At 34.9% G+C, this 26,035-nt stretch carries 18 protein-coding genes; 2 read left to right on the forward strand and 16 right to left on the reverse strand.

Annotated elements, in window-relative coordinates:
- Positions 1-610 precede the first annotated feature (610 nt).
- From ACODST_RS10220 to rhaT, 8 genes are all read right to left on the reverse strand, one after another.
- A complete protein-coding gene (locus ACODST_RS10220; protein ID WP_488932016.1) occupies positions 611-4,648 on the reverse strand; it encodes a two-component regulator propeller domain-containing protein in 4,038 nt (1,345 codons plus the stop codon).
- A gap of 196 nt (positions 4,649-4,844) precedes the next feature.
- Complete coding sequence (locus ACODST_RS10225; protein ID WP_488932017.1) at positions 4,845-5,432, reverse strand: LutC/YkgG family protein; 588 nt, start codon at positions 5,430-5,432, stop codon at positions 4,845-4,847.
- Positions 5,425-6,825: a lactate utilization protein B gene (locus ACODST_RS10230; protein ID WP_488932018.1), complete on the reverse strand. Its 1,401-nt coding sequence runs from the start codon at positions 6,823-6,825 to the stop codon at positions 5,425-5,427. Before ACODST_RS10230 ends, ACODST_RS10225 begins: the two co-directional genes overlap by 8 nt.
- 189 nt (positions 6,826-7,014) lie before the next feature.
- Positions 7,015-7,755, reverse strand: coding sequence for a (Fe-S)-binding protein (locus ACODST_RS10235; RefSeq protein ID WP_488932019.1), 741 nt, complete (start codon positions 7,753-7,755; stop codon positions 7,015-7,017).
- Positions 7,756-7,852: 97 nt separating this feature from the next.
- Complete coding sequence (locus tag ACODST_RS10240) at positions 7,853-9,214, reverse strand: FGGY-family carbohydrate kinase (RefSeq protein ID WP_488932020.1); 1,362 nt, start codon at positions 9,212-9,214, stop codon at positions 7,853-7,855.
- Positions 9,215-9,390: 176 nt separating this feature from the next.
- Positions 9,391-10,665, reverse strand: coding sequence for a sugar isomerase (locus tag ACODST_RS10245; RefSeq protein ID WP_488932021.1), 1,275 nt, complete (start codon positions 10,663-10,665; stop codon positions 9,391-9,393).
- A gap of 500 nt (positions 10,666-11,165) precedes the next feature.
- Complete coding sequence (locus ACODST_RS10250) at positions 11,166-13,307, reverse strand: bifunctional aldolase/short-chain dehydrogenase (RefSeq protein WP_488932022.1); 2,142 nt, start codon at positions 13,305-13,307, stop codon at positions 11,166-11,168.
- 26 nt (positions 13,308-13,333) lie between these two features.
- On the reverse strand, positions 13,334-14,383 hold the full coding sequence (gene rhaT, locus ACODST_RS10255) for an L-rhamnose/proton symporter RhaT (protein WP_488932023.1): 1,050 nt from the start codon (positions 14,381-14,383) through the stop codon (positions 13,334-13,336).
- Positions 14,384-14,770: 387 nt separating this feature from the next.
- On the opposite strand from rhaT, the gene ACODST_RS10260 reads away from it, so the two are divergent.
- The gene (locus tag ACODST_RS10260; RefSeq protein ID WP_488932024.1) at positions 14,771-15,811 is read left to right on the forward strand and encodes a GntR family transcriptional regulator; all 1,041 of its coding nucleotides are present in this window, start codon (positions 14,771-14,773) and stop codon (positions 15,809-15,811) included.
- Positions 15,812-15,895: 84 nt separating this feature from the next.
- On the opposite strand, the gene ACODST_RS10265 is transcribed toward ACODST_RS10260, so the two are convergent.
- Positions 15,896-17,077 carry a serine hydrolase domain-containing protein gene (locus tag ACODST_RS10265; RefSeq protein WP_488932025.1) on the reverse strand — a complete coding sequence of 394 codons (1,182 nt, stop codon included), beginning with the start codon at positions 17,075-17,077 and terminating at the stop codon, positions 15,896-15,898.
- 222 nt (positions 17,078-17,299) lie between these two features.
- Here ACODST_RS10265 and ACODST_RS10270 point away from each other — a divergent pair, with 222 nt between their 5' ends.
- Positions 17,300-18,055, forward strand: a complete 756-nt coding sequence (locus ACODST_RS10270; RefSeq protein WP_488932026.1) for a response regulator transcription factor — start codon at positions 17,300-17,302, stop codon at positions 18,053-18,055.
- A gap of 109 nt (positions 18,056-18,164) precedes the next feature.
- On the opposite strand, the gene ACODST_RS10275 is transcribed toward ACODST_RS10270, so the two are convergent.
- From ACODST_RS10275 to pelA, 7 genes are all read right to left on the reverse strand, one after another.
- Positions 18,165-18,341 carry a histone H1 gene (locus ACODST_RS10275; RefSeq protein WP_012026201.1) on the reverse strand — a complete coding sequence of 59 codons (177 nt, stop codon included), beginning with the start codon at positions 18,339-18,341 and terminating at the stop codon, positions 18,165-18,167.
- 425 nt (positions 18,342-18,766) lie between these two features.
- Complete coding sequence (locus ACODST_RS10280; protein ID WP_488932027.1) at positions 18,767-20,059, reverse strand: DUF4861 family protein; 1,293 nt, start codon at positions 20,057-20,059, stop codon at positions 18,767-18,769.
- 185 nt (positions 20,060-20,244) lie between these two features.
- Positions 20,245-20,643: a hypothetical protein gene (locus tag ACODST_RS10285; protein ID WP_488932028.1), complete on the reverse strand. Its 399-nt coding sequence runs from the start codon at positions 20,641-20,643 to the stop codon at positions 20,245-20,247.
- A 2-nt stretch (positions 20,644-20,645) separates the two neighbouring features.
- On the reverse strand, positions 20,646-21,230 hold the full coding sequence (locus tag ACODST_RS10290; RefSeq protein ID WP_488932029.1) for a collagen-like triple helix repeat-containing protein: 585 nt from the start codon (positions 21,228-21,230) through the stop codon (positions 20,646-20,648).
- A 511-nt stretch (positions 21,231-21,741) separates the two neighbouring features.
- Positions 21,742-22,485, reverse strand: coding sequence for a rhamnogalacturonan acetylesterase (locus tag ACODST_RS10295; RefSeq protein WP_488932030.1), 744 nt, complete (start codon positions 22,483-22,485; stop codon positions 21,742-21,744).
- A 167-nt stretch (positions 22,486-22,652) separates the two neighbouring features.
- Complete coding sequence (locus ACODST_RS10300; protein ID WP_488932031.1) at positions 22,653-24,008, reverse strand: glycoside hydrolase family 28 protein; 1,356 nt, start codon at positions 24,006-24,008, stop codon at positions 22,653-22,655.
- 23 nt (positions 24,009-24,031) lie between these two features.
- On the reverse strand, positions 24,032-26,032 hold the full coding sequence (pelA, locus tag ACODST_RS10305) for a pectate lyase (protein WP_488932032.1): 2,001 nt from the start codon (positions 26,030-26,032) through the stop codon (positions 24,032-24,034).
- Between the last annotated feature and the right edge of the window lie 3 nt (positions 26,033-26,035).

Here is a 26,035-nt window from a genome sequence, read left to right on the forward strand (position 1 = left end):
TGTTTGTCTTTTCTAAAAGTTAAAGTTGGTGTAAGTGTGTAGGTCATTTTTTGAAGATTTGCCCGTCTGTTTTATGAGGCAGAAAAACAGAAGTGCAAAAAAATGATTACGTGGCTATTTTCATAATGGTTGAGTTTGGTTAATTGTTAGTATATCTTTTTCTTTTTTTTTCCTTACCGAATTTTGTTTGTTAGTTTACCCGCAGTTTCAAACTGCGGGTATGATAAGTAATAATGTAAAACCAACTCTTACCTTAAAGTTTAAAGAAGGCTCAATTCTTTAAACTGCTAAAAAACTTATCGAAACAAACACTTATTATTATAGCATAGCAATGTGACTAACTTCATTACTATTACTGCAAAGAAATGTCTAAATAACACTTATAATGAGGGGTAAAATGGAAAAAAAAGGAGGTCAAAATTGCAATTAACCATTATTTAGAGCCAAAAATTATCAACTATAAAAAAATAACTACATTTTTTTAAACATTACATAATTGTAATTTTTAACCGCCTTTATCACTCAAACGTTTGATTTTATACAAAGAAAAGACGCTATCTGTTACAAAAGAGTAAAGACAATTCATAGAAACAGGCATTTTGGGCTTAGATTATTTGATTATATTGAGATCTGAATTAAAGGAACTCTTGTATTTTTTGATGTATTCTGATGGAGTCATACCAAAGAGTTTTACAAACTGCTGCCTGAAATATTTCGGGTCTTCAAAACCTACTTCGGCACTGGCCTGTGTAATATTCATATCTTCGGTCAGCATCAGCATCGCTGCACGTCGAATACGAACTGAACGAATAAAAGCATTTAAAGTCTGACCGGAAATAATTTTAATTTTGGTATAGAGCGTTCTGTGGCTCATTCCCATTTCGAGCGCAAAATTTTTAATGGTAAAGTCTCTTTTATGAATATTCGCTTCTACAATATCAATACATTTTTTGAGCATTTCCTGATACTCTACTGGAACTTTTTGAGTGTTTTCTTTTAAAGTGATACTATCTAAGAAATACGTACGCAGGTTGCTTCGGTTTCGGAGTAAAGATTCTACACGGGCTTTGAGTATATCGTCGTCGAATGGCTTCGTGATATAATCGTCTGCCCCGTCATTAATTCCCTGTAAATGGGTTTCCGGATTTTGAGATGCTGTAAGCAGGATTACCGGAATATGCGATAATTCATTGCTTTCTTTTATTTTTCGGCATAATTCAAGACCATCCATTTCTTCCATCGTAATATCACTGATTACTAAATCGGGCATGTGCTTTTTGGTCAGCTTCAAACCTTCTTCACCATTTTCTGCACTGTATACCACATAATTATCTGAGAATAGTTTTATCAGATAAGCCCTTATCTCGGCATTATCATCAATAATCAATACGGTACGTTTTTCTGTAAGCATGATTCTCTGAAAATCATTTTCCGGAACGGAGAAATTCGTACTGTTTTCTTCAGTATCATCAATTATAAGTTCGTCGAATAACTGACTTCTTGCAGGGGTATCATTTGTAATTTCTATGTTCTCAAAATGACTGTCTCCTTTTAGAAAAGTAAGTTTAAAAATACTTCCTTTACCAATTTCACTGCTGCAGGTTACACTTCCTTTGTGTTTGTCAACAAAATATTTTACAATAAACAATCCGATTCCAAAACCGGTTCCAATGGATACTTTGGAGTTGATCTGTCTGAATTTTTCAAAAATAACATCAATGTCTTTTTTCTCAATTCCGTCGCCGCTGTCCGAGATTTCCATTACTAACTCGTTATCATCTTCTTTCACGACAAGGCTGATGTCACCTCCAACCGGTGTATATTTAAAAGCATTGGACATTAAATTAAACAACGAAATTTCGATTTTTTCATAATCGCCTATAATAACAATTTCATGGTCCGGAATCGTAAAACCATAGTTGATGTTTTTATCCTTTGCCTGATTTACAAAACACTGGTATACTTCGTTACAAAGATGATTGACACTGATTGGAGATAATCGAAGCGAATCGGCATCATTTTCTGCTTTCCTGAAAAGCAGCAGCTGGTCTACCAGACTCAAAAGTCTTCTGGCATTACGGTGTGCAATCGCCAGATCGCTCCCCGAAGAGCCGTTTTGCACATTCTCTTTCTGAACGGCTTTTTTCAGCGGATTTATAATCAGCGAAAGTGGTGTTCTGAATTCATGTGAGATATAAGTAAACATAGAAGACTGCTTTTCGGCAATTTCCTTCTCCTTTTTACTTTCTAATTCAGCAATTTTAACTTTATACTTTAATTTCTCTTTGTTTTTATGGTAATCCAGATACACAAACAGCAAACCGGTTATGGCTAGTACATATAACGAATACGCCCACCAGGTTCTGTACCACGGAGGTAAAACTTCTATTGCAATCAGGCTGACCTCAGGATTCCAGCCGCCTTTAAAATTGTTGGTTTTTACTTTAAAAATATATTTTCCTTCCGGAAGTCTCGAATAATTGGCTTTTCGGGTCTGCCCCACATAATTCCACTGCTGATCCCAGCCTTCTAAGAAATAGGCATAATTGATTTTATCTGCATTGTTATAATCCAGCGCCACAAATTCAAGGGACAAGGTGGTCTGATCGTATGCTAAACTAACTTCTTTCAGCTGATCAGTTTCTGTGGTGATTTCTGCCTTACTTTCTTCTACAGGCTGATTGTTAACATAAAAATCAGTCAGCAGCAAATTGTTCTTCTGGTTGAATCCTTTTATTGCTTCCGGATAAAAGATATTAAAGCCGTTGATTCCACCAAAAAGAAACTCCCCTGTTGATAATTTCAATCCGGCATTAAAACTAAACTGATTGCTCTGCAGTCCGTCATTTACAGAAAAATTACGGAATGTTTTTCTTTTTTTATCAAATCGGCAGACTCCGTTGTAGGTACTCATCCAGAGATTGCCTTCTTTGTCTTCCAATAATCGTAAAATAGTATTGGACGGAAGTCCGTCATCTGTTGTAAGTCTTTTAAATGTATTCGTTTTTCTGTCAAACAGCAGTAAACCTCCCTCCTGTGTTCCCAGCCAGAGATTTTTATCTTTGTCTTCATGAATACATCGTACTGGGTTACCAATGGACGTTTTGGTAATTTTTCTGGTGTTTTTGTCTATAGAAAACAAAGAACCATAATTTCCTGCCCAAAGTTTTCCATCACTTGTCTCTATAAACGACTGCAGGTTGGTAATGTCTTTATCAAAAAGAACAAAATTGTTTTTAACTCTGTCAAAAAGATATAAAGCACCTTCGTTAGTTGCGCTGGCCCAAATATTGGCTTTTGAATCTTTGTATAAAAACCAGATGTTTTTTTCTATTTGTCTGGTATACGGATTATAACATGAAAATGGTGTTACGCTGTTGTTTTTTCTATTAATCCTATTCACTCCGCCTGCCCAGGTTGAAAGCCAGATATCGTTATTATTATCTCTTATTATTCCGGTAATAAAACTGCTGGAAAGGGCATTGTTGTAATTAATATACGTATTATTTTTTCTGTCCCAGTACTTTAAACCTGCTCCGTCTGTTCCTACCCAGACATTTTTCTTTTCGTCTTCACAAAAAGACAGAATAAAGTTATCTGCAGGGTCTTTGGCGTTGTACTTTACACTCTTAAAATTCTTGGGAGTATCACTCAGCATGCTTACTCCCCCTCTCAATGAACCAAACCATTTGTTACCTGATTTGTCTTCATACAAACTCCAAACCGAGTTGCTTTTGGCCAGCTGATTGCCCTTTACAACATTATAAGGAACGACCGTTTTATTGACACCATTTACCTGAAAAATACCGCAGCCATCAGTTGTAAGCCAGATTTCTCCTTTTCTGTCAACCACAATATCAGTCACACTGCATTTACCGGAAAAGTAATTTTCTGAAAGTATGCCTGTTTTAGTATTAAATAAAAAGAGTCCTTCGTCGGTTCCCAGCCAGAGACTGCCGTCTGAAGCCAGTTTCATTGCTTTTACACCAATTAAAAGAGGAAAAACAACCTGAAGCTTTTTGGAACTATAGGCATATGTACAGAGCCCTACGTTTCGAACATATACCCAGCAGCCTGATTTTGTTTTGTTTTCCTGAATGGCTATTGCATCATAATTATTCACGCTGATTCGGTTACCTAAAACAATCAGCGGAATGGGTTTTCCGGTAAAAGAGCCGTTTTCAAAGGCAATTAATCCCAAATTTTGAGAAGCCACCAGTACAAGCTTATCCGAGACAGTCCGCATCTGGTGTATGATATCTCTTAAAACTTCCGGTTTTTTACCTGAAAAAGCATATTCAACCGTATGAAACGAAGCCGAAGCTTTATCATAAATACAGATTCCGTTTGTTCCTCCTACCCAGATATTTTTTTGGGAATCCCCCTCTATATTATAAACTGAATTAAATAAAAGTGATTTTTTATCATTAATGCGATTTCTGAAAACTTTAAAATTATAACCATCATAACGGTTTAGTCCGTCGTAGGTACCAAACCACATATAACCTTCACTATCCTGAAATATAGTCGTAACGGAATTGTTAGAAAGACCGTCGGAAATATCCAGAAATTTAACCGGGTAATCTTGTGAATATCCGCAAAAAGAAAAACCCGTCAGAAAGAGAAGATATAAAACAAAATGTTTCAAAATGCAATTTTTAATGTAACAAGTTACAATTATAAGTTAATTTTAGAGATTTTCAGAAGAAATAAAGGGATAAAAAAGCGGTTTTTGCTATTGCTGGTAAAATTCTACAGATATTGAATTCATTTAATAAAATAATCCCTATAAACGAAAAAAGAGGATTATCAAAATCCTCTTCTTTTTATAATAAAATTGTTTCTTAATCCAATAAAAAAACAATCAGTCCTCTGGCTCCGTGAGCTCCTAAAACTAAAGATTGTTCAATATCGGCTGTTTTGGACGGACCTGCTATAAAAGTTCCAAAACCATATTCCATATTTCCAATTCTGTGATACGCCTGCTGCATCGTTGGCAGAATGTCTTTTTTATGAACTACAATCGCTAAATATTGCGCAATAAATGGCGCTACACGTTGTCCTAAAATATCATCGGTAACCCAAAGTCCACTGTTTTCTGCGACTCCAAAATGGGCTTTAATAACCGTTAATTCAACATCCTGAAGCGAATGCGGATCCACTGTTTTCCAGTCCAAAGAAGCTATTTCTGAAAGCTCCGGAAGTGTTGTAATCAATCTTTTGTCCAGATTGTAATTGGATTTTATATAATTGATGATTTCATTATAATCAGCGACTTCTACAGGATCACCACCTATACCTTTTAAAACTGTTTTGTAGGTTTCTAAAACATCAAATTGCTCAGAACCTAAAACTTTTAAATCAGGCAGTTCCGAAACCAAATCGGGCTGATTTGCTTTTATTCTTTTTAAAATTTCGCCTTTACTACTCATTTCCTTTTTCTTTAGATTCTTTCGAATTTTTCTTGTACCATTCTCTGAAAGATTCCTGCGGAACGTCTGGCATTTCGCGCTGATCGTACCATTTGTTCATTTTATTATTGACCATTGCCGGAATATTCTTCATTACAAATCGTCCCGATTTTCCAGCAATATTAAATACTGTTGGATTGGCTAAAACGGTTGCCATGGTTTTCATAGCCACTGTTTTTGCTTTTGGCGTATGTCCTTCTTTTACCAAAACCTGACGCCATTTGTATAACTGATCGTGAATATCAATTTTTACCGGACAAACATTAGTACAGGAACCACAAAGCGTACTGGCAAAAGGCAGATCGGCATTTTTGCTCATATCTAAGTTTGGTGCCAAAATAGAACCAATTGGTCCTGCAACTGCATTGTGATAACTGTGCCCTCCGCTTCGTCTGTAAACCGGGCAAGTGTTCATACAAGCACCACAACGAATACATTTTAAGGAATTTCTAAATTCTTCTCTTCCTAATTGTTTACTTCTTCCGTTGTCTACAATTACGATATGCATTTCTTTTCCGTCTCTTGGTTTTTTAAAATGACTTGAAAAAGTGGTAATCGGCTGTCCGGTTGCACTTCTGGCTAATAATCTTAGAAAAACACCTAAATGTTCTCTTTTCGGAATTAGTTTCTCAAATCCCATACAGGCAATATGAACATCGGCTAAATGTGCCCCCATATCGGCATTTCCTTCGTTGGTGCAAACCACAAATTCTCCTGTTTCTGCAACAGCAAAATTAACTCCTGTTAAAGCTGCTTTTCTGGTCAAAAAGGTATTTCGCAAACTTTGACGTGCCGATTCGGTTAAATACTGGGGGTTAAAATTTCCTTTTTCGGTACCTAAATGCTCGTGAAAAGTTTCGCTTACATCTTCTTTCTTTAAGTGAATAGCAGGCAATACAATATGGCTTGGCGGTTCTTTACGAAGCTGTACAATATATTCTCCTAAATCTGAATCAATAACTTCAATTCCTTTTTCGGCTAAATAATCATTTAAATGACATTCTTCTGTAAGCATCGATTTGGATTTTACCATTTGCTTAACCTCATGTTTTGCCAGAATCGAATGTACAATTTCGTTATGTTCTTTGGCATCGGCTGCCCAATGCACGATTACGCCGTTTCGTTGCGCATTGGCTTCAAATTCCACTAAATAATCGTGAATATTAGAAAGTACATTAAATTTTATTTGAGAAGCTGTTTCACGCAGCAATTCCCAATCTTTAATCTGATGCGCCGATTTATCTCTTTTAGCACGGACAAACCAAAGTGTTTCATCGTGCCAATTGACACGTTCTGTATCTTTATTAAACTTTGCCGCTGCTTCGCTGTGCTGTATTACTTTTTCTGATGACATCTTTTAAAAGTTGTTTTTTTTACCATTAAGGCATTAAGTAAATTAAGCTAAACTTTATGTCCTTAATTTCTTAATGATAAAAAGAAAATTAAGCTTACTTTAAAATAACTTAAATCTCTTATTTTCTACCAAATAAATATTTACCGCTAAAACTTAATTTACTTAATATCTTAATGGTAGAAAAAAAAATTAGTTTTCGAGTGAATTTAATATTTCGGCAATATGGATGGTTTTAATTCTGCTTTTCTGTCTTTTTAGAATTCCGTCTAAATGCATTAAGCAGGACATATCTCCACCTGTAATATAATCCACATCGTGACTTTCGTGATCTTTGATACGGTCTTGTCCCATTTTTACAGACACCGCTTCTTCGGTCACGCAAAATGTACCTCCAAAACCACAGCATTCGTCTTTTCTGGTTAAAGCAACCAGATCAAGATCTTTTATACTATGTAATAATTGTTCCGGTTTAGAGAAAAATGGTGCGTTTAATTCTGACATCTGCGAAAGCTTCAATCCACGCTGACCGTGACAGCTTACGTGCATTCCGACTTTAAACGGAAATCTTCCGTCAATATGATCAATTTTTAAAACGTCAGTGATAAACTCAGTAAGTTCGTAAACCGTATTTCGAATGGCTGCTGCCTTCTCTTCTTGCTTTTCGTCGTGCAAATGATCTTTTACATGTAAAACACAGCTTCCCGAAGGACAGACGATATAATCAAATCCTGAGAAATTGGCTATGAAGTTGGCATCACATCCTTTAGTTAAATGAGCATAACCGCTGTTCGCCATTGGCTGTCCACAGCAGGTTTGTCCCATCGGAAAATGCACTTCACAACCTAATTTTTGAAGTAATTCGTAGGTGGCTATACCTACTTTTGGGTAAAATTGGTCGACATAACAAGGTATAAAAAGTCCAATTTTCATATTGTAGTATTTAGTGTGTTGTTCATTAGGCGTGTAGGGTAAAAAAATGTAAAAAATACGTTTCTCGGCAAATTTACAACATACAGACCGTTTTTACCTAATGTTTATAGAATTTCAAGTCAATTAAATCGTTCTGAATGGGTTTTGGATTCCAGTTTTCATGAATGGCTAATGCAGCGCCCAACGCACTTGCCTGAGCCATAGAGGCTGCGTAAACTTCTACATCCGGAAAAGCTTCTGCCAATAAATTCATGTAAATGGAATTTTTACTGAATCCGCCATCTACAAAAATCTTTTTTACCGGACTATTCTGGATCACCAAATTAGTAGAGAAAAACTGCTGTTCTACTAAATCCAGCATTAATTGATGATAGGCTGTTTCGTAATCTTTAAATTGCGATAAATCTCTTGTTTGAAACGGGCATTCATTCAAAATATCAAAATCGTATTTCTTTGGATAGAAAATCTGATAATTCAGTGAACGTAAATTGGCTGTGATTTTTTTATCAAAATAAACCTCTTTATAAGTATCTACTGGCACTTTAAAGTGTTCTGCCAATCTTTTGGTTTGTACTTCATGTTCATTTCCGGCAAATAAACGTGCCGCTTTAACGGGCTTGTTTGTGTATTGCATATAACACAAACAATCGTGCTGTAACTCTTCAAAAGTCAACGGTTTATTATTAAAAGGATTCAGGGAAATGCTCCAAGTTCCAGTTGATAATAAAACAAATGGTTCTGTAAAGTTTATGGTATACGGAATTATTGCTGAAGAACTGTCGTGAAGTCCTGTACCAATCGATAATCCTTCTTTTGTTCTGATAACATCTTTACCGTAATAAATTGGAGGCAATTTAGTGTCAATTCCTTCACTTTTTAACCATTTATGATATTTCATTTTTTTGAAATTCCACAAATTGGTATGACAGCCAATACTGGTAATATCAGCGTAAGCTTCATTAGTCAAAAGAAAACTCAAAAACTGTGGCAAATGCAGACAGTATTTTACTTTTTGAAATAATTCAGGCTTTTCTTCTTTTAACCTGTAAATCTGCATTCCGGAATTTAGACTTCCTAAAACCGGAGAAGCTGTTTTTACGGCAAACTTTTCTTCTCCTTTGTATTTTTTATAAAAATCAGATTTTAATTCCTCCGGATAATCTTTTAGATAGTTATACAGAGGAGTTAAAACTTTTCCGTTTTCGTCTATATAAACAAAACTGGCTCCGTAAGTGCTGAAATTGATGGCTTTTAAAACATAATTAGTCAATTCTTTAATTTCTTCTAATCGGTCTAAAATCCATTTTTGAAGGACCTCTATATCTTCGCAGGGAAAACCGTCTTCGTCTTTTGTTTCCTCCAGATTAACTGATTTTTCCCAGACAATTTTATAATTTTCATTAAATAAAAAAACCTTTTTGTTTGTTTTACCAATATCAAAAATCGCAACTACATTCATTTTTTTTAGTTATGAGTTTTGAGTTATGCGTTATGAGTTACGGGTTGTGCTTTTTGCTGAAAAATTCAATATTATATTGTCTAATGATTTTGTTTTACATCAAAAAACAATACAAACAAAAATAGTTTATCAACTTAAAAACTTTTAACTCATAACTCATAACTGATAACTCATAATTATAATCCTGTGGCCATTGTTTTTAAACCTCTTTCTTCGATAAGATTTTGTCTTACCTGAAGCGAACGATATAATGCTACAGGGTTTAAAGCTGCTCCGGAACGAAAACGAGCTTCTGCAACAAGTGCACGAACATCGGTACGGAAAGCATTTTGAAGAATTTCCTGCGCTTTTACCACGTCGTTTTCTTCCTGAGCTTGTACTAATGCTTTTCTGTCAACAGAAAGCGCTTGTGCGTAAGCAATCATAATAGCTTCAACAGATTGTAATAAATCTTCTAACGGATCTTTGATGTTGTGAGAAGCATCGATCATCCAGCCTAAATCTTTAGCGTGATTCATTCCTCTGGCATCCATTCCTTCTACTAATTCATTAAAAATCAAGAATAACTGATATGGCTTTAAGGCTCCGGCCGTTAAATCGTCATCACCGTATTTGGAATCGTTGAAGTGGAAACCGCCTAATTTGTTTTCCATCAATAATAAAGAAACAATCTGTTCGATATTCGCATTTGGTAAATGATGTCCTAAATCGACTAGTGTCTGTGCTTTGTCTCCCAGTTTTTTTACATATGAATAGGACTGTCCCCAATCTGCTACTGTGGTAGAATAAAAATTAGGTTCTGCACATTTATATTCTAAAAATAATTTCCAGTTAGAAGGCAATGCATCATAGATTTCTTCTAAACTTTCTAAGGTGTTTTGGTACGCTTTTCTGAAGTTTAACTGTCCCGGAAAATTAGAGCCGTCTGCCAGCCAGACTGTAAGAGACTCAGATCCTAATTCGATTCCGTGTTTAATTACTTCAATATTGTGAGCAATGGCCTGTTTACGAACTGCTTTGTTTACGTTTTGTAAAGAACCGTATTTATAAGTATGCTCTGCACTTGCCTGATCCTGAAAAGTATTAGAGTTCATAGCATCAAATTTCAAACCGTGCTGCCCTGCCAGTGTTTTGATTGCTCCGTAATTGGTCGGAATATCCCAGGGAATATGAAGGGAAATCGCACCTGAAGCATTGTTTAATTTGTGAAGCAAACCAACGTCTTCGATTTTTTCTTCTAAAGAACGTGGTTCTCCACCTCCCGCAAAACGTCCGAAACGTGTTCCGCCTGTTCCTAAGGCCCACGAAGGAATAGCAATTTGAAAGTCGATTAGTTTTTGGATAATCGCTTCTGTTTCATTTATTTCTGATGCTGTAAAAACTAATTTGTTTTGGTGTTTTTTTAATAAATCCTCATTGTGAGAATCAATGTGGTTTGATGAGATTAACATAGTTATTTATCTTTTTTAGAGTCTACAATATATAAATTTATAATGTTTAGAATATTTTTTTAACACACAATACCTAGATTTCTGCCGCTGATGACGCGGATTCACTATCGCAATCCCGACGCTTCGGGACTGATTAATATAGATTTTGTTTTCTGGTTTCACGCAGATTTAAAAAGGATTTTAGTAGAAAATGCAGATTTTTTTATCTTAGATTTAAATACCTATTAAATCTGTCTAAATCTGCGAGAAACAAAAAAATCCGTTTTTTTCAACGTCTTAATGATCGCGAATTCATTTTATCTGCGTTCCAAGTGTGCAATTTTTAAACCTATAGATTTTATATAAGCCAAACTCTGGTTTTACTTCACTTTTTTGTTAAGTTTTCGTTGTTAAAGCGAATTGTTATATGCTAAAAAAATCTAACGTCCGAAAGATTCGAACGCTAGACCACAAAAAACCACTTTTGCTTAAACAAACTTATAAAAAAACTTAAATAATCTTTATCTGTAAAAGCCCATTCCAACGCCTCCGTCTACGTTTAGAGCATTTCCTGTCGATTTATCCAGTAAACCGCCAACAAAGGCAAAACAAGCGTTTGCAATATCATCAGGCAATATGATTTCATTCAACAAGGTACGTTTGGCATAATAAGCCGGTAACTCTTCAACTGTAATACCATACGCTTTTGCACGGCCTTCTGCCCATCCTCCGGACCAAATGTTTGAATCTGAAATTACAGCATCGGGATTTACGGTATTGACACGAATTTTATCAGCTCCCAATTCGGCAGCCATTAAACGTGTTAAATGCGCCTGAGCCGCTTTAGCCGAACCGTAACCCGGGTTATTTGGACCTGCTACCACAGCGTTTTTAGAAACGATATTGACGATATCTCCTCCAAAACCTTGTTTACGCATTACTTCGATTCCGGCTTTAGAAACGATAAACTGTCCTTTAACTAAAATATCGTATAATCTGTCCCACTCTTCTAAAGTATGGTCTGCGATAGATTTAGAAATACTGATTCCTGCGTTGTTTACAATAATATCAGCACCTCCAAAAGCTAAACAAGCTTCGTCTAACGCTTTTTCTGTACTTACTTCATCCGTAACATTTAATAAAGTACTAGAAACGGCATCTTTACCAAAAGCTTTGATAAATTCAGCTGTCGCCCCTTCTAAACGTTCTTCGTTGATGTCATTAATTACCACACAGGCACCTTCCTGAGCAAATTTCTTAGCGATAGCTTTACCAATTCCGCCCGCAGAACCTGTAATAACGGCTACTCTGCCTGATAAAGCTTTTGGTTTTGGCATACGCTGTAATTTAGCTTCTTCTAATAACCAATATTCAATATCAAAAGCTTCCTGGTGCGGTAATGAAGTATATTCAGAAACGGCTTCTGCCCCTTTCATTACATTAACAGCATTGATATAATATTCAGATGCTAAACGAGCCATAGTTTTATCTTTGGCAAAAGTGAACATACCAACTCCAGGATATAAAATTACCACTGGATTCGGATCACGCATTGCCGGTGAATTTGATTTTTTACAGGCATTGTAATAGTCTTTGTACATTGCACGGTATGCTTCAAAAGCAGGAGTTAATTTTGCTTTTACAGCCGCAACATCTGATAAATCTTCGTTTGGATCTAATTCTAAAACCAAAGGACTGATTTTTGTTCTTAAAAAGTGATCCGGGCAAGAAGTTCCTAATGGAGCTAATTTTGCTAAATCATTAGAATTAATGAATTCCAAAACTCTGGTATCATCTGTATAATGTCCGATCATTTGACGCTCTGATGAACAGAAACCTCTTAAAATTGGAGCTGCTTTCGCCGCTTTTAATTTGCGATCTGCTTCAGGAAGACTATCGATTTTTTTACCTCCAAAAACCGGACGTTTTTTACCATAGTTACTTTCCAAATATTCAGCACATTTTTCAATTACTTCTAATGTGTTGATATAACTTTCGTATGCAGTATCTCCCCAGGTAAATAAACCGTGAGAACCTAACATGATTCCGCGTAATTGTTTACCGTTTTTAGCCGCTTCTTCTAAGCAAGCTCTTAACTGAAGACCAAGGTCAAAGCCCGGGCGCTGCCAGCCTACCCAGCCAATTTCTCCGTTAAATAATTCTTCTGTGATTTTCTTTCCATCTTTTGCAGCTGCAATCGCAATTGCTGCATCCGGATGCAGGTGGTCAATATGGGCAAATGGTAAAAAACCATGTAAAGGCGTATCGATAGAAGGCGCTTTTGAAGCTAAATCGAAAATACAGTGATTAAATAGTTCTACCATCTCATCTTCAAAATCAATACCTCTGTATACATTTTCAAGATTACGAAGTCTGTCCAAATACAAAGCCGCACAACCCGATTTTGTTAACGTTCCAATATCTCCTCCGGAACCTTTAATCCACATTACTTCAGAAGATTCTCCGGTTAAAGGATCTTTATCAGTAATCTTTACAGAAGTATTTCCTCCTCCGTAATTCGTCAGTCTTAAATCGGCTCCTAATAAATTAGAACGATAAATAAAAAGCGCTACTTCATCTCCCGCCAATTCTGCGGCTTTAGCATCATCCCAAAGGTAGCTTACGTGCTTAAAATTTGTATTAATTGTTTTTGTATTCGACATATACTTTATATTATTTCTTGTATTATTTATAATGAGTTACCAATTCCTACCAAAACGATCGCAAGCATAATAAGCCCGATCCCCCAGAAAAAAGTTCTTAATGTTTTTTTAGAAACCCCTTTCCATTCTTTCAAATAAAATCCCCAAAAATTTGCCGTCAAAATAATGGTTGCCATGTGCAGAATCCATGAACTGGCACCATTTCCCAGTTTGCTCTCTCCCATTCCGTAAAAGAAAAACTGTAAAAACCACATGGTTCCGGCAAGCGCAGAAAACAAAACGTTTTTAGTTATTGGAGTAGATTTATCGGTATAGTTTTTAATGGTTTTATTTTTAAAATTCAAATAAAGACACCAGATAAAGTTGGTGGTAAGTCCGCCCCAAAGCAGTACAACATAAGTCACATTATTTTGAAATAACGGATTGGCACCATTAATTACAGCTTCCTCAGCCATTGATTTTCCGGCTTCGATGCCGTAATTAAAAAAGGAACTTAAAATTCCCGAAATCACAGCTACGATCAAACCTTTTACCAGATTGAAATCTTTGTCTTTATCTTCATGACCTGTTGCAAAATCTTTTTCTTTCAGCATTCCCGCTTTTCCTGAAATAGCAATTCCAATAAGATACACTACAACTCCTAATAAAACCAGCTGACCGCCAGAATTAGAAAGCATATGGGTAAAGGAAATTTTACCTTCTGTTGGAACAATATCGTAGTAAATTGATGGAACCAAAGCTCCAAATGCAGAGCAGAATCCTAATGTAATGGAGTTTCCTAAAGACATTCCTAAATAACGAACGCCCAGACCATAAGTTAAACCCCCAATTCCCCAAATTAATCCCATTAAAAAAGTAAAGAATTTGATAGAAGGAGAAGCTGCAGCAATAATTTCGGTAAAATCAGGAATCGTTAAATAGGCCGCAAGCGGAGGCACAATCAGCCAAGAGAAAAATCCTCCTACCAGCCAGTAGCTTTCCCAGGCCCAGTCTTTTACTTTCTTAAAAGGCATATAAAAACTACCCGAAGAAAATCCTCCGACAGAATGAAAAATGATTCCTAATAATGATTCCATTTAATAATTTGTTTGTGGTTAATGGTGATAGTTAATTTGGTTTTGTAAAATAAGAGAATGTAAAAAACAAAACTGTCCTGTACTATCCTTTATACTATTTGTGTTTTTTGTTAAAACTAAAGAATATTAGAAATAACGATCGGTAATTATTGGATAAATAAATTTAAAATAGCTATTTTAGCAATCGATTTCGTAATTATTAAATCCATATTTGGAACATTATTAATAATTTATAAAAAAAATAGTACAGGTTTTACTTAATTCTCTTTTTATATTAAAAAGCGACACATTTAGAACGGCAGCCTATTTACTTATTGATTTTTTTGAAGAAAAATGAGAATTAAAATGGGTTTCATGGAAACGTGAAACAAATTTCCAGACATAATCATGATTAAACTAATTAAAATAGACGAAGATTCACGAGTTCCAAAATACAAACAGATTGTTGACTCTATTCTTCAGAACATCGCCAACGGAAATTTAAAAATCAATCAAAAAATTCCTTCAATAAATAGTTTCAGCGAAGAATTCTATATGTCTCGTGATACTGTAGAAAAGGCTTATAATATTCTAAAAGAGCGAAAAATCATCTCTTCCATACGAGGAAAAGGGTATTATATTACCCGAACCAAACTGGAATCTAAGGTAAATATCCTGTTTCTGACCAACAAACTGAGTTCTTATAAAATGAAAACCTATAGTGCTTTCATTAATACTCTGGGAGCCAATGCCCATGTTGACCTGCAGATTTACCACTGCGACGAAACTTTATTTTTAAATATTCTGGACAAGTTTGAAGGCGCTTACGATTATTACGTTATTACCACCCACTTTAAAACTGATGAATTAAAACACCTGAGTTTTACCGATGAAGTGGTTGATGCCATTAAAAAAATCCCGCAGGAAAAACTGGTTGTTCTTGATAATATTAAATTGGGAACCGGTGATAATGTCATTAAGATTTATCAGGATTTTGAAAATGACATTTACAATGCTTTAAAAGAAGGTCTTTCGAAAATAACCAAATACAAGCGATTAATATTGGTATATCCGGACAAAGCGGTTTATCCTTATCCGAGGAGAATTTTACACGGTTTTAGAAAATTCTGCGTAGAACACGAAATCAATTTTGAAATCCTGAGTGAGGTTTATGATGATATGATCCTTAAAAAAGGTGATTTGTTTATTACTATTGAAGAATCTGATCTTGTGAATTTAGTAAAACAAATTCGTGATGAGGAATTTGTCTTAGGCAAAGATATTGGTGTTATCTCATACAACGATACGCCATTAAAGGATTTGCTTGGCATAACGGTAATGTCAACAGATTTTAATATTATGGGAGAAACTGCTGCTCAGATGATTCTGAATAAAGAGAAAGGACATTTTAAAGTCCCTTTTAATTTTATAGACCGAAATTCGATTTAAAAATACTTAGGTTTTGAAATACTGAGATACTGAATTACTAAAAATTTAAAAAAATCTTAGTAACTCAGTATCTTAAACTAACTTTTACTTTTTATCATACGGAATATACTGGTCCCATTCCCAGGGAGTATAAGTATCCTGAATACCTGTTTCTAAAAGGTATTTCATTATTTCACCCGTTTTATAGCTATTGGAAATAATCAGCATTCCTGTGCCTTTATCTGAAAAGATGATACTGTAATTCTGAAAACCCGAACCCTGGCCTTCTTTAAAAGCTCCTATTCCATAAGGAGATTTTACCAATCCCCATCCTAAACCATAGGAAAGCTCCGTTTTATCATTCCAGTTTCCATCCTCCATTGCGCCCGGCCCGAATTGATTTTTAGAACGAATACGGATCTGCGGACTGAATAATTCTGTATACGATTTTTCTTTTATTATTTTTTTGTTCAAAACTGCCGTCAAAAATTTACTGTAATCTTCAATAGTGGTTTCGAGTGTTCCGGCTCCTCTGGGCGCATTATCTTTGTCTTTCTCCTGTACCTTTCCCTCGTTATCGTATCCATAAGCATAATCTTTTTCAAACTTTTCCTGCCATTTATAACTGGAATTGATCATTCCCAACGGCTTAAATATCTTCTCCTGAGCGAGTTCTTCAAGAGGTTTTCCTGTAATTTTTTCCAAAACGACCTGAAGATACGTTAATCCTTCGCCGGAATAACTGTATCTGGTTCCGGGTTCAAACTTAATTTTTAGCTTTTCATCTGCTTCAAACCAACGCCAGTTAGGCATACCCGAAGTATGATCCAGACACATTCTGGCTGTTATCTTTCGATATTCCGGATATGCTTTTAATTCTTTAAAATCTTCATGCCATATTTTAGGTTCGTACTCATAAATAGCTTTCGGAAGATAGTCCTGCAATGGTTTATCTAAAGTAATTACACCATCATCGACCATTTTCATAACCAGTACTGCAAAAACAGCTTTACTCAACGAAGCCCCATATAAATTGGTTTTCAAATCCAGTTTCTTTTTATTTTCCACATCGCTGTAACCAAATGTTTTCATATAGACCGGTTTTTTGGAATTAAAAACAGCTATAGCCATTCCCTTTACATCGGCTTTTGCCATAAGGTTTTCGATCGAAGCAGATAAACTGTCAGACGAAATAGTACTGCCGTCAAGCCTTTTAATTAAAGTGTTCGTTTGTGAATGAACAGAAAAAATACCTGCTAAAAAGATAGCTGAAAAAAAATGTTTCATGTTTCAGATGTATTACATTTTGGTTTACTAATTCCTTTTTTTATCAAAATCTATCAAACAATTATTTACATAAAACAGCCTGATAATAAGTCCAATAAAAAAATCAAGAATTTTATAATTACTTTAAATCCCATTTTTTATTATATTTCAATGCTAAAAATCATACAAATATATCCCCCGTTAAAGCATAAGACAATACTTATTAATAACCATTTTTCAAAAATGAAAAACGCAAAAAAGGATTTGAATCAACAGCTGCTTCAGCAAAACAATCTGGGGAATTTACACAATAAAAGCAGATTAAAAACGTATCAGGAAATTGCACAGCGTTTTGCTGATCTGGAAAACGGAATTGCTGTTCTGAGCGATTTGTATAATAATAAGAGTTATATCTACTCAGGTAAGATCGCAGACGAACTGGGTATCTTTAAAAAAAATGAAGTTCAGGAAATTGAATCAATTTGGGAAGAAGAACTTTTTGGACAGCTCAATTCCGAAGATGTACTTCAGAAATACCTTCTTGAACTTCAGTTTTTTCAGTTTATTAAAACTATTCCGGTAGAAGAACGTAAAGACTTTTGTGTCATAAGCAAATTAAGAATTAAAGACAAAAGCGCCCATAGATCTTTATTACACAAAATGTTTTATTTTTCAAATCAATATGAAGATGTAGAGCTGGCTTTATGTCTTTATAATTTTGATTTTTCTGCTGCTTTACATTACGAAGGGAAAATTATAAACACAGCAAACGGTGAAATTATCCGGCAAAATGAAACGGAAAATACTTCTTTCCTTTCGGCAAGGGAAAAAGAAATCCTTAAAATGCTGCAAAAAGGAAAACAAAGTAAAGAAATTGCCTCCCTTCTTTTTATCAGTATAAACACAGTAAGCAGGCACAGACAGAATATCATTGAAAAAATGAAAGTTAACAATACTGCCGAAGCCTGTACACTTGCTTTAAAACTAAAATGGATATAATTTTTTGAGATACTGAGCTGCCAAATTATTTAACTGATAACTGCCATATCAGTAAGCCATGGCTTTTAACCATAAAAAAACCTCGTCTGCTGACGAGGTTTTAGTTGTATTATTTTTTTGATTCTTCGATAGAAACTTTTCTGAACTCTTTTAAAAGTTTTTCAATTTCTAAAGTAGCTTTACGTGCTCTTGGACCTGCAGCTTTAATACCTTTTTCTGTTAAAGATTCCGCTTCTGCTTTGAATGTTTCAATTTCGGCGTTGATTTTTACTAATAGATCTTTCATTGCTTATAATTATTAAATTAAGGCGCAAAAATAGAAGTTTGATCGGTAGTTACAACAAATTTGCTGTTAAAATTATAATTGTTTTTCAAGGTTTTAATTAACTCAAATTTTACAATTATTTTTTTGAAAAAACCAGCGTCCACAACCCATTATTAATCAAACCTTTATTATCAAAAACAAAACAAAGATGGCTTTTCTGTGACTTGCAGCCGCTGTAAAAAAAATTAAAGTTCAAATTTAAAACAATAAAAAAATGAAAGAATTTACTGCGTAAAAAATTCATCACATTGAGGATGATCCGAAAAATATCCTAATTAATTGACGATTCACATCTACAATCTTAAATTTTAAACTATTTATTACACTTTTATCAATATATAAGTTTCTAATTATTTCGTTTAAGTTTTATCCCGAACAGACTTCCATTATTTTACCTTAATTTTAATTTTAGCAGAAAGCTCTCTGGCTAAGTTTGTAACATAATTGGTAAAATATACTGAATCTTTAAAACCTTTATCCTGACTTAATTCCCAGCCGGCAATTGGATAATAACTTACTTTCTTTTTATTCTTGACTTGCAGTTTTATCAAATAAGAATCAGTTAATTGACCCGTTTTTGGAGCTTCAATATAACCTTTATAAATGTTTTTAGGTACAATTACAGCTGTTCCTAAAATCCACTGACGCTCATAAGTGAGTTTATCATGTTGTATAAAACAAACAAAATCGCCTGAATCTATTACCTGCAGCGGGTTTTGATTGTTGAGATTAGAAAGGGTAATCAAAAGCAAGTCTTTATTTTTTAAGCCATCTATCGACACGGTATTCTCATATCCGTACATACCCTGCCAAATTGAAGAAGTTTCCTGAGCCTGGTACTTATTTCCCGAAGCAGTCCAGTTTTGATAGGTGTATCTTAAAACAGAATTGACAGGTCCCTCACTCACTATTTTAAAGGTTGTTTTTTCAATATTATTTAGGGTATCATTTGCAATTATCCCGAGTCTGTTGATTTTATTGTCAGTTGTCAGCAGGGCAAAACCTCCCAAACCAGCAGAATTACCAACCGGAAAAATATCTCTTCCCCAATCATACATTATATGGTAATTATCTTCAACTGCTCCTTTACTGTTTATACCGACATCTTCCGGGGTAATTCCCGGCAGTTTTTTTCCAAAAACGTCTTTAGAATTTCTTCCGTCTAAATAATGCCTAAACCCTGCTTTATCATTTTCCCAGGTAGGTCCATCAGTCTGGTATTTTTGGTAGCCTAACTTTTTATAAACCTGATCAGCTAATAAAACTTCTTGTGTATCCGGATGAACCGGAAGATCTTTTGCTTCTCTTTTCCCAAATCTCACACTGGTCTTTACTGGAAATTTAGGATCTGTTTCTGACCACTTTAATACTATTCTTTTCTCTTCCTTTGGAGAAAAATCAGTTACTAAAAAAAGTTCGTCCCATTCTCCATCTTCATTCAAATCATTGAGTTGTGCCGGAATAGTATCATTTTTATAAAGTAAAACAGGAAAAAATCCTGAATCCCGTTTTAAAGAAAATATGCTTTTTTTTATTGAAACAGCTTTTTGTGATAATTCTAAATCAGAAGTATTCTTTAAAACAATGGTAGTTTCTCCTGATCTTTGCTGGGCATTAGAGCTGACGAAAAATACCATAGAAAATACTATGGGCCTGAAAAATTTGATGTTATACTTCATTCTTTTTGAATCCAGTTTTAATCGTTTAGTTTTAAACACCCATAAATTTATAGTAATGAAACGTTTCCGGCATCCTGTCCCTTCCTGCTTTCTTTTACAAAAAGAATAAAACTAAAAATCCCGGCTGCAATACTGCTGCCGGGATTTCATTGTATGACGAATTATGACTTTATGGGAAATCAAAATTACATCATAAAACAAAGTGCTTTTTGAAGATGATCTATTTTATGCTGATAGATACTGTGATCTGTAAATTTAATTTCAGGTATTTTAGGAATAAAACCGGAATTGTTTTTAAAATAAGATTTTAGATCTTTTAAAATTTCGGTTCTTGATTTTGAAGCGTCAATTAGCTTTAAATTTTTAATTTCATCAAAATAAAGTAAACTGTTATGGAGATGTGCATTAAAAAAACAAATCATAACGTTGGTTCCTTTTTTATCAAGCTTCAAAAAATCGATTAATTCAAATTTCTCATATACAACAAATATAGAGCGTTCAAAATCTTTCGGTTTACTTTCATTCTTAAGCAAGAAAGAATCTTCCGAAAATTCAAACTCGTTTTTAAATTTTCTTTTAAACATTTTTAAAAAAACTCCTTTGTTGTCGCTGACCCCGGAATACCTGGTGTACCACTTGTACCAGGTAACCCCTGCACACCTACAACACCTGCATCTCCTTTATCTCCTTTATCACCTTTGGCACCATTGATCTTGGTCCAGGTACCATCAGGATTCTGAACATAAATATCTCCTGTGTTATTGTCTTTATACACAATTATACTTCTGCCTGGATATCCGGTTTCTCCTCTGTTTCCAGGAGGCCCGTCTCCACCTGCAGTAGCCGGCTCTGCTCCGTTTTCACCTGAAATAGTGATTCTATTCCATCTATCAATATACCAATAGTAGTACCCTGGTGTAATATCAGCAGTTGCAGCCGTATTAAAAACCAGTAAACTATTTTCATAAGGCAAGCCACCACTACCGTGAGTGACTGTACTCACATCAGTAGTACTCTTTAATGCAATTCTTGGAATCAAAACTCCCTTATTGTTAGAAAAAACTTCTAACTGAGCAGATTCTGTAGTAGGCTCTATTTTACCTACAACAACCTGTGAATAAGCAGAAAACGACCCCAAAACAACAAATAAAGGAAGTAATTTATTTTTCATGACCTTTTAATTATTATACGTTTTAAACTATTTTTAGACTATAAGCAAATGATTATCAGTAACATACCAACAAATTGTAGATCAAAACCTCATAACATTCACTACAACAATCTTATAATCAAAAACTTATTTTCAGTGTGCAAATTTCTCCTCAAATAGGTTTTATTTTTGCCATTAAAAGTTTTTAAACTTATAGATTAAGACAAATCTGTAGGTTTTTAAATGCTAAACCTGCCGTTTTTACAATAGGAGAACAAAAACATAAGATAATTCTTAAATAAAAAATATTCTAAAAAAGAAAAACAGGTTACAAAACGTATAAATAAAAAAAGGAGAAAGCTTTTAACTTTCTCCTTTTTTATAACTAAATATTATTCAACTACTTAAAACACATTTTCATAAAAAAAATGAAATTTTATCTTTATTTTAGAAATCAATTTTTATTCATTTAAATTTCCATCAAAAAACTTTTGATTTTTCTTATTGAATTTACCTTTTTACGGTCAAATTCTCATTTAATATTTTGTTTTAATTTTTGTAAAGAAGGATCCTGCATTTTTTTTAACCGTTCTATTACTATCTCTGCCGTTTTCATTGCTCCCAATAATGAAAGATGCGTATCATCAGCCTTATCTTTATCGTAGTAGGCATTTTCTCCTCCTTTAAAATGCAGATGCAGTAGTTTTGATTTCTCCGGTCCGTAAGACTGTTCCAGTAATTCGGTATAATATTCCAAATCTATAAAAGGTACTTTATATTCCTGTGCTACCAAACGGGTTTCAAGAGGATAATCGCCATGTGTGGGAACCAAAACTCCTTTTTCGTTAAAATTGCGACGGGCAATTGAGGTTAACAAAACCGGGACTGCTCCTTTTTCCCTGCTTTCCGTCACAAACCGGATCAAATTGTATCGGTACATGGTATGAGGATTGGTATAACGGGTTGAATCTTCAATCTTTTCGTCGTTATGTCCGAATTCAATAAATACATAATCTCCTTTTTTTAATTTCTTATAAATGGAGTCCCAGCGTTTTTCATTGATAAAACTTTTGGTACTTCTTCCGTTTACCGCTTTGTTTACTACTGCAATATCTTCCTTAAAAAAAGATTGTAACACCTGTGCCCATCCGTGTTCGGGATTTCGGTCGGGATCTTTTTTACTGGCCATTGTAGAATCACCAATTGTATATAGGGTCGTTTTTTGAGCAAAACAAACTGATGTTATCAGAAATGCTGTTAGTATGTATTTTTTCATTGTATTCTTTTTAAAACCGTAAAGACGCTAAATTTTATGCAAAAGGATTTGTTTTTTATGGAAAGGTACAATCCTGAAAGTTAATCTAAAATCACATTGTATACTATTTTTACGATATACCACTTTAAAGCTTTGCCGCTTTGAACCTCTGTATCTCTATACCTAAATTAAGGCTTTGAAACTGCTGTCGGCACACCAGCCTTTTTTCCGATAAAAACATTCGTCATCAATACGTTTTCAGCATTTTCGTTAGACAAGGCGTTTTTAGCTTCTTTGATTTCGATATTTTTTAAAGTGATATTTTGAATCTTTTTATCAGCAAATCCCTGAATTACAATTCCGGATTCAGAAGCTTTATTACAAATGATATCTAAAAAATGAATATCGGCAATATCTGACTGGTATCCTTCTCCTTCTCCATGATAATTCGATGTAATATATAAACAGTCTTCTACTTCATCTAATTGCAGGTTTCGAACAAAAACATTTTTTATGTATCCTCCCCGATCTGCATTGGTTTTTAAATAAATACCTCTCTTTAAATATCCTGTTGTTTTACAGTTTTCTACGAATACATTCTGCACTCCTGCTGACATTTCGCTGCCTATTACTACTCCGTGAAGGCCTTTAAAATTACAGTTTCTAATGACAATATTTTCGCTTGGAACTGCCGCATTAGCTCTTCCTTCGTGATCCCGGCCTGCTTTTATGGCTACGTTATCATCGCCATTGTCAAAGTTTACATTCTCAATTACAACATCTTTTGCATATTCGGGATCAATACCATCATTATTATGATTCAGGGATTTATAACTTATACCTCTCACTGTAATGCTTTGTGACTTTAAAAGATGGAGGCACCAAAAAGGCGAATCTTCAATTCGTACATTTTCTACCAGAATATTCCGGCAGTTTAGAAATTGTATCAACTGGGGACGTAAAAAATATCCTTCTCCCAATTTCCTGTCTTTTAAAGGAACAGCATTATGGTTCATGTCCCGGCTCAAATTTTTGCCTGGCCCTTCCTGAGCTTTAAAGGTTTTCCAGGTTTTCCCTCCTTCACCATCAATGGTTCCTTCACCGGTTATGGCAATATTGCTGCATTCGTTAGCATAAATAAGGGGACTGTAATTATAAAGCATAGTTCCTTCCCAGCTTGTTAAAACGAGCGGCAGATAGTCCTTGGGATTATCACTGAATTTAATTCTGGCTCCTTTTTCAATTTTAAGGTTTACATTGCTTACAAAGTGAATAGGGCCGTTTACTTTGAAAATCCCTTTAGGCACTATAATCGTTCCTCCTTTGTTCTTTTTACAAAGTGCCATTGCTTTATCAAAAGCAGGTTTATTGTTTGTAACTGAATCTCCTTTTGCTCCCAATTTGAGAATATTGACCTCATAGGCCGGAATAACGGGAAGCTGAATCCGTTTTACAATCGAATCAGCTTTAGAAACGGGAAAGTCTTTTTGCTGGGCAAAAGAAGTCCATGAAACAGCTAAAAATAACAGAAGTCTTACAGTCATATTATTGTATTTTATTCCGGTCTTTATTTTAAATACCAGTTAGGAATTGCATCTTTTAGAATATTTTCTATTGTGTATTTTTCTGCTTCTGCCTTTTTAAGCTGATGCGACCATGATACCCTTTTTGCCGGCTGGAATCCTTCTCCGCTGTTGTTGTATTCTGCATAAAAAGTTTTTTTTTCTGCTTCTGGTTTTGACCAGTTCTCCCAGCCTTCGGGTTTTATTTGTTTTCCCATTTCGCAGTTTATAAAAGCCGTTTTGGCATAAATACGCCAGGGTCTTCCCAGATAAACGGCATTGGCAGAAGGTTCTGCTGTCAGTTTACAATTTTTAAAAACAAAACCGTATGGAATGCCTTCGGGAGTGGAAGCTGCTGTTATATAGGAGCTTTTAATACTGTGAATAGTACAGTTTTCAAGCAAAGCAGTAGCTCCTCCAAAAATAAAATCAGTAGTTCCTTCGATATAACAGTCTTTAAAATAGTGTTTTGTGTTTTGCCCTGAGAGATATAAAGTATCCTGATTCCCCAGCATAATACAGTTTGAAATCTTAACGCGATTAGCGGTAACGGACAAGGCAATTCCCTGCCCTTTATCTCCCGATGCATTTTTAATGGTTAAATTAGAAGCCGAAAAATCATTGCCTTCGACTAAAACGGTATAAGTATAAAAAGTACTGTTTCTGCCTAAACTAATTTTAGAAAAATTATCATCAAAGGTGATAATGGTTTTTTCTTTACTCTCTCCCTGTAAAACAACATTGGTGTTCCATTCCGGAATTCGGACTTTTTCGTTATAAGTTCCGTTCTTAACATAGATGGTAACTTTCTCATAAGGAAATGCCGGACAAGCGTATACAGCGTCCTGAATTTTTTCAAAATCTCCTGAACCGTCTTGTGCTACGGTAATGTAAGTAATACTTTTTTTATCTGATTCCGAAACCTTCGTACCGTTTTTTACGGCCCAGGCAGCGTATTTTTTTAAAACTTCTTTAGGCTCATCTGTATACCAGGCATAACCGTTTCTGCGTTCGGAACCAATTTCATCAAGCGATTTCTTTTTAATTCCGTCACGATCACAAAAAAAAGGTTCGTTAGTGTCCAGTTCCATAAACCTTGCCCAGATAGGAAGTGCATTCTGAACCGGAATCATTTTCTTGTCTGTTATTTTTCCTGCTTCGTTTACAATACGTTTTTCTTCCAGATTGGTGATTTTTGTATTTTCAAACCACGCATAAGCATTTTTTACAGCGGTAACAATCTCCGGTGAAGGTTTTTCAACAGACATTAAAAGCAGGACAATTTTGGCCGATTCTTTCCCGCTGAGTGAAGGAAGTTCATAAGCCCTTGCTTTGGCAGGCAGTAACGTTACTTCATCGTGTTGGGCACACCAGGCCGTTAAAACACCATTTTGTTGGTATTGGGTTTTAAGAATACAGTCGATTCCTTTATCAAAAGCTGTTTTTGCCTGTAATACCATTTCCTTTGAGGGTTTAATACTGTAAAAATCAGTTTCATTGGCTACTTCTTTCATTACAGTAAGAATGCGCACCATAGAATCATCATTATAAGTGATATGGGTATAATATCCTTTTTTCAACGGATAAAACTGAGGCCAGCCGCCATTGGCATACTGAGCTTCCAGTAAATAATGCAGTCCTTTTAAGAAAGACGCTTTGTAACGTTCCTCTTTTACCTGTGCATACATTTTTGACATAAAAAGCATTTCCTGAGTGGTTGCTCCATTGTCTGTTGTGGTTTCTTTGGTGGTCTTTTTTATTTCAAGCAGTTCTTTTTTCTGAGAGACTGTAAGTTCATTCTGCATTTGAATATTCTTGGGCCAGCCACCAATATCCCTCTGGTACAACAGAACATTTTCGGCAATCTTTTTTGCTTCTTCGGTACCAAACCAGGAAGCTTCGTTTTTACGAATAATATCCGGCCAGTTTTTATAGGTGTTCTGAGCGCCCGCACTAAACCCCAATCCTAAAATAAATACAATTATGCTTTTCTTTAACTGAATCATTGT

This window comes from Flavobacterium sp. FG19 (genome assembly GCF_057809475.1).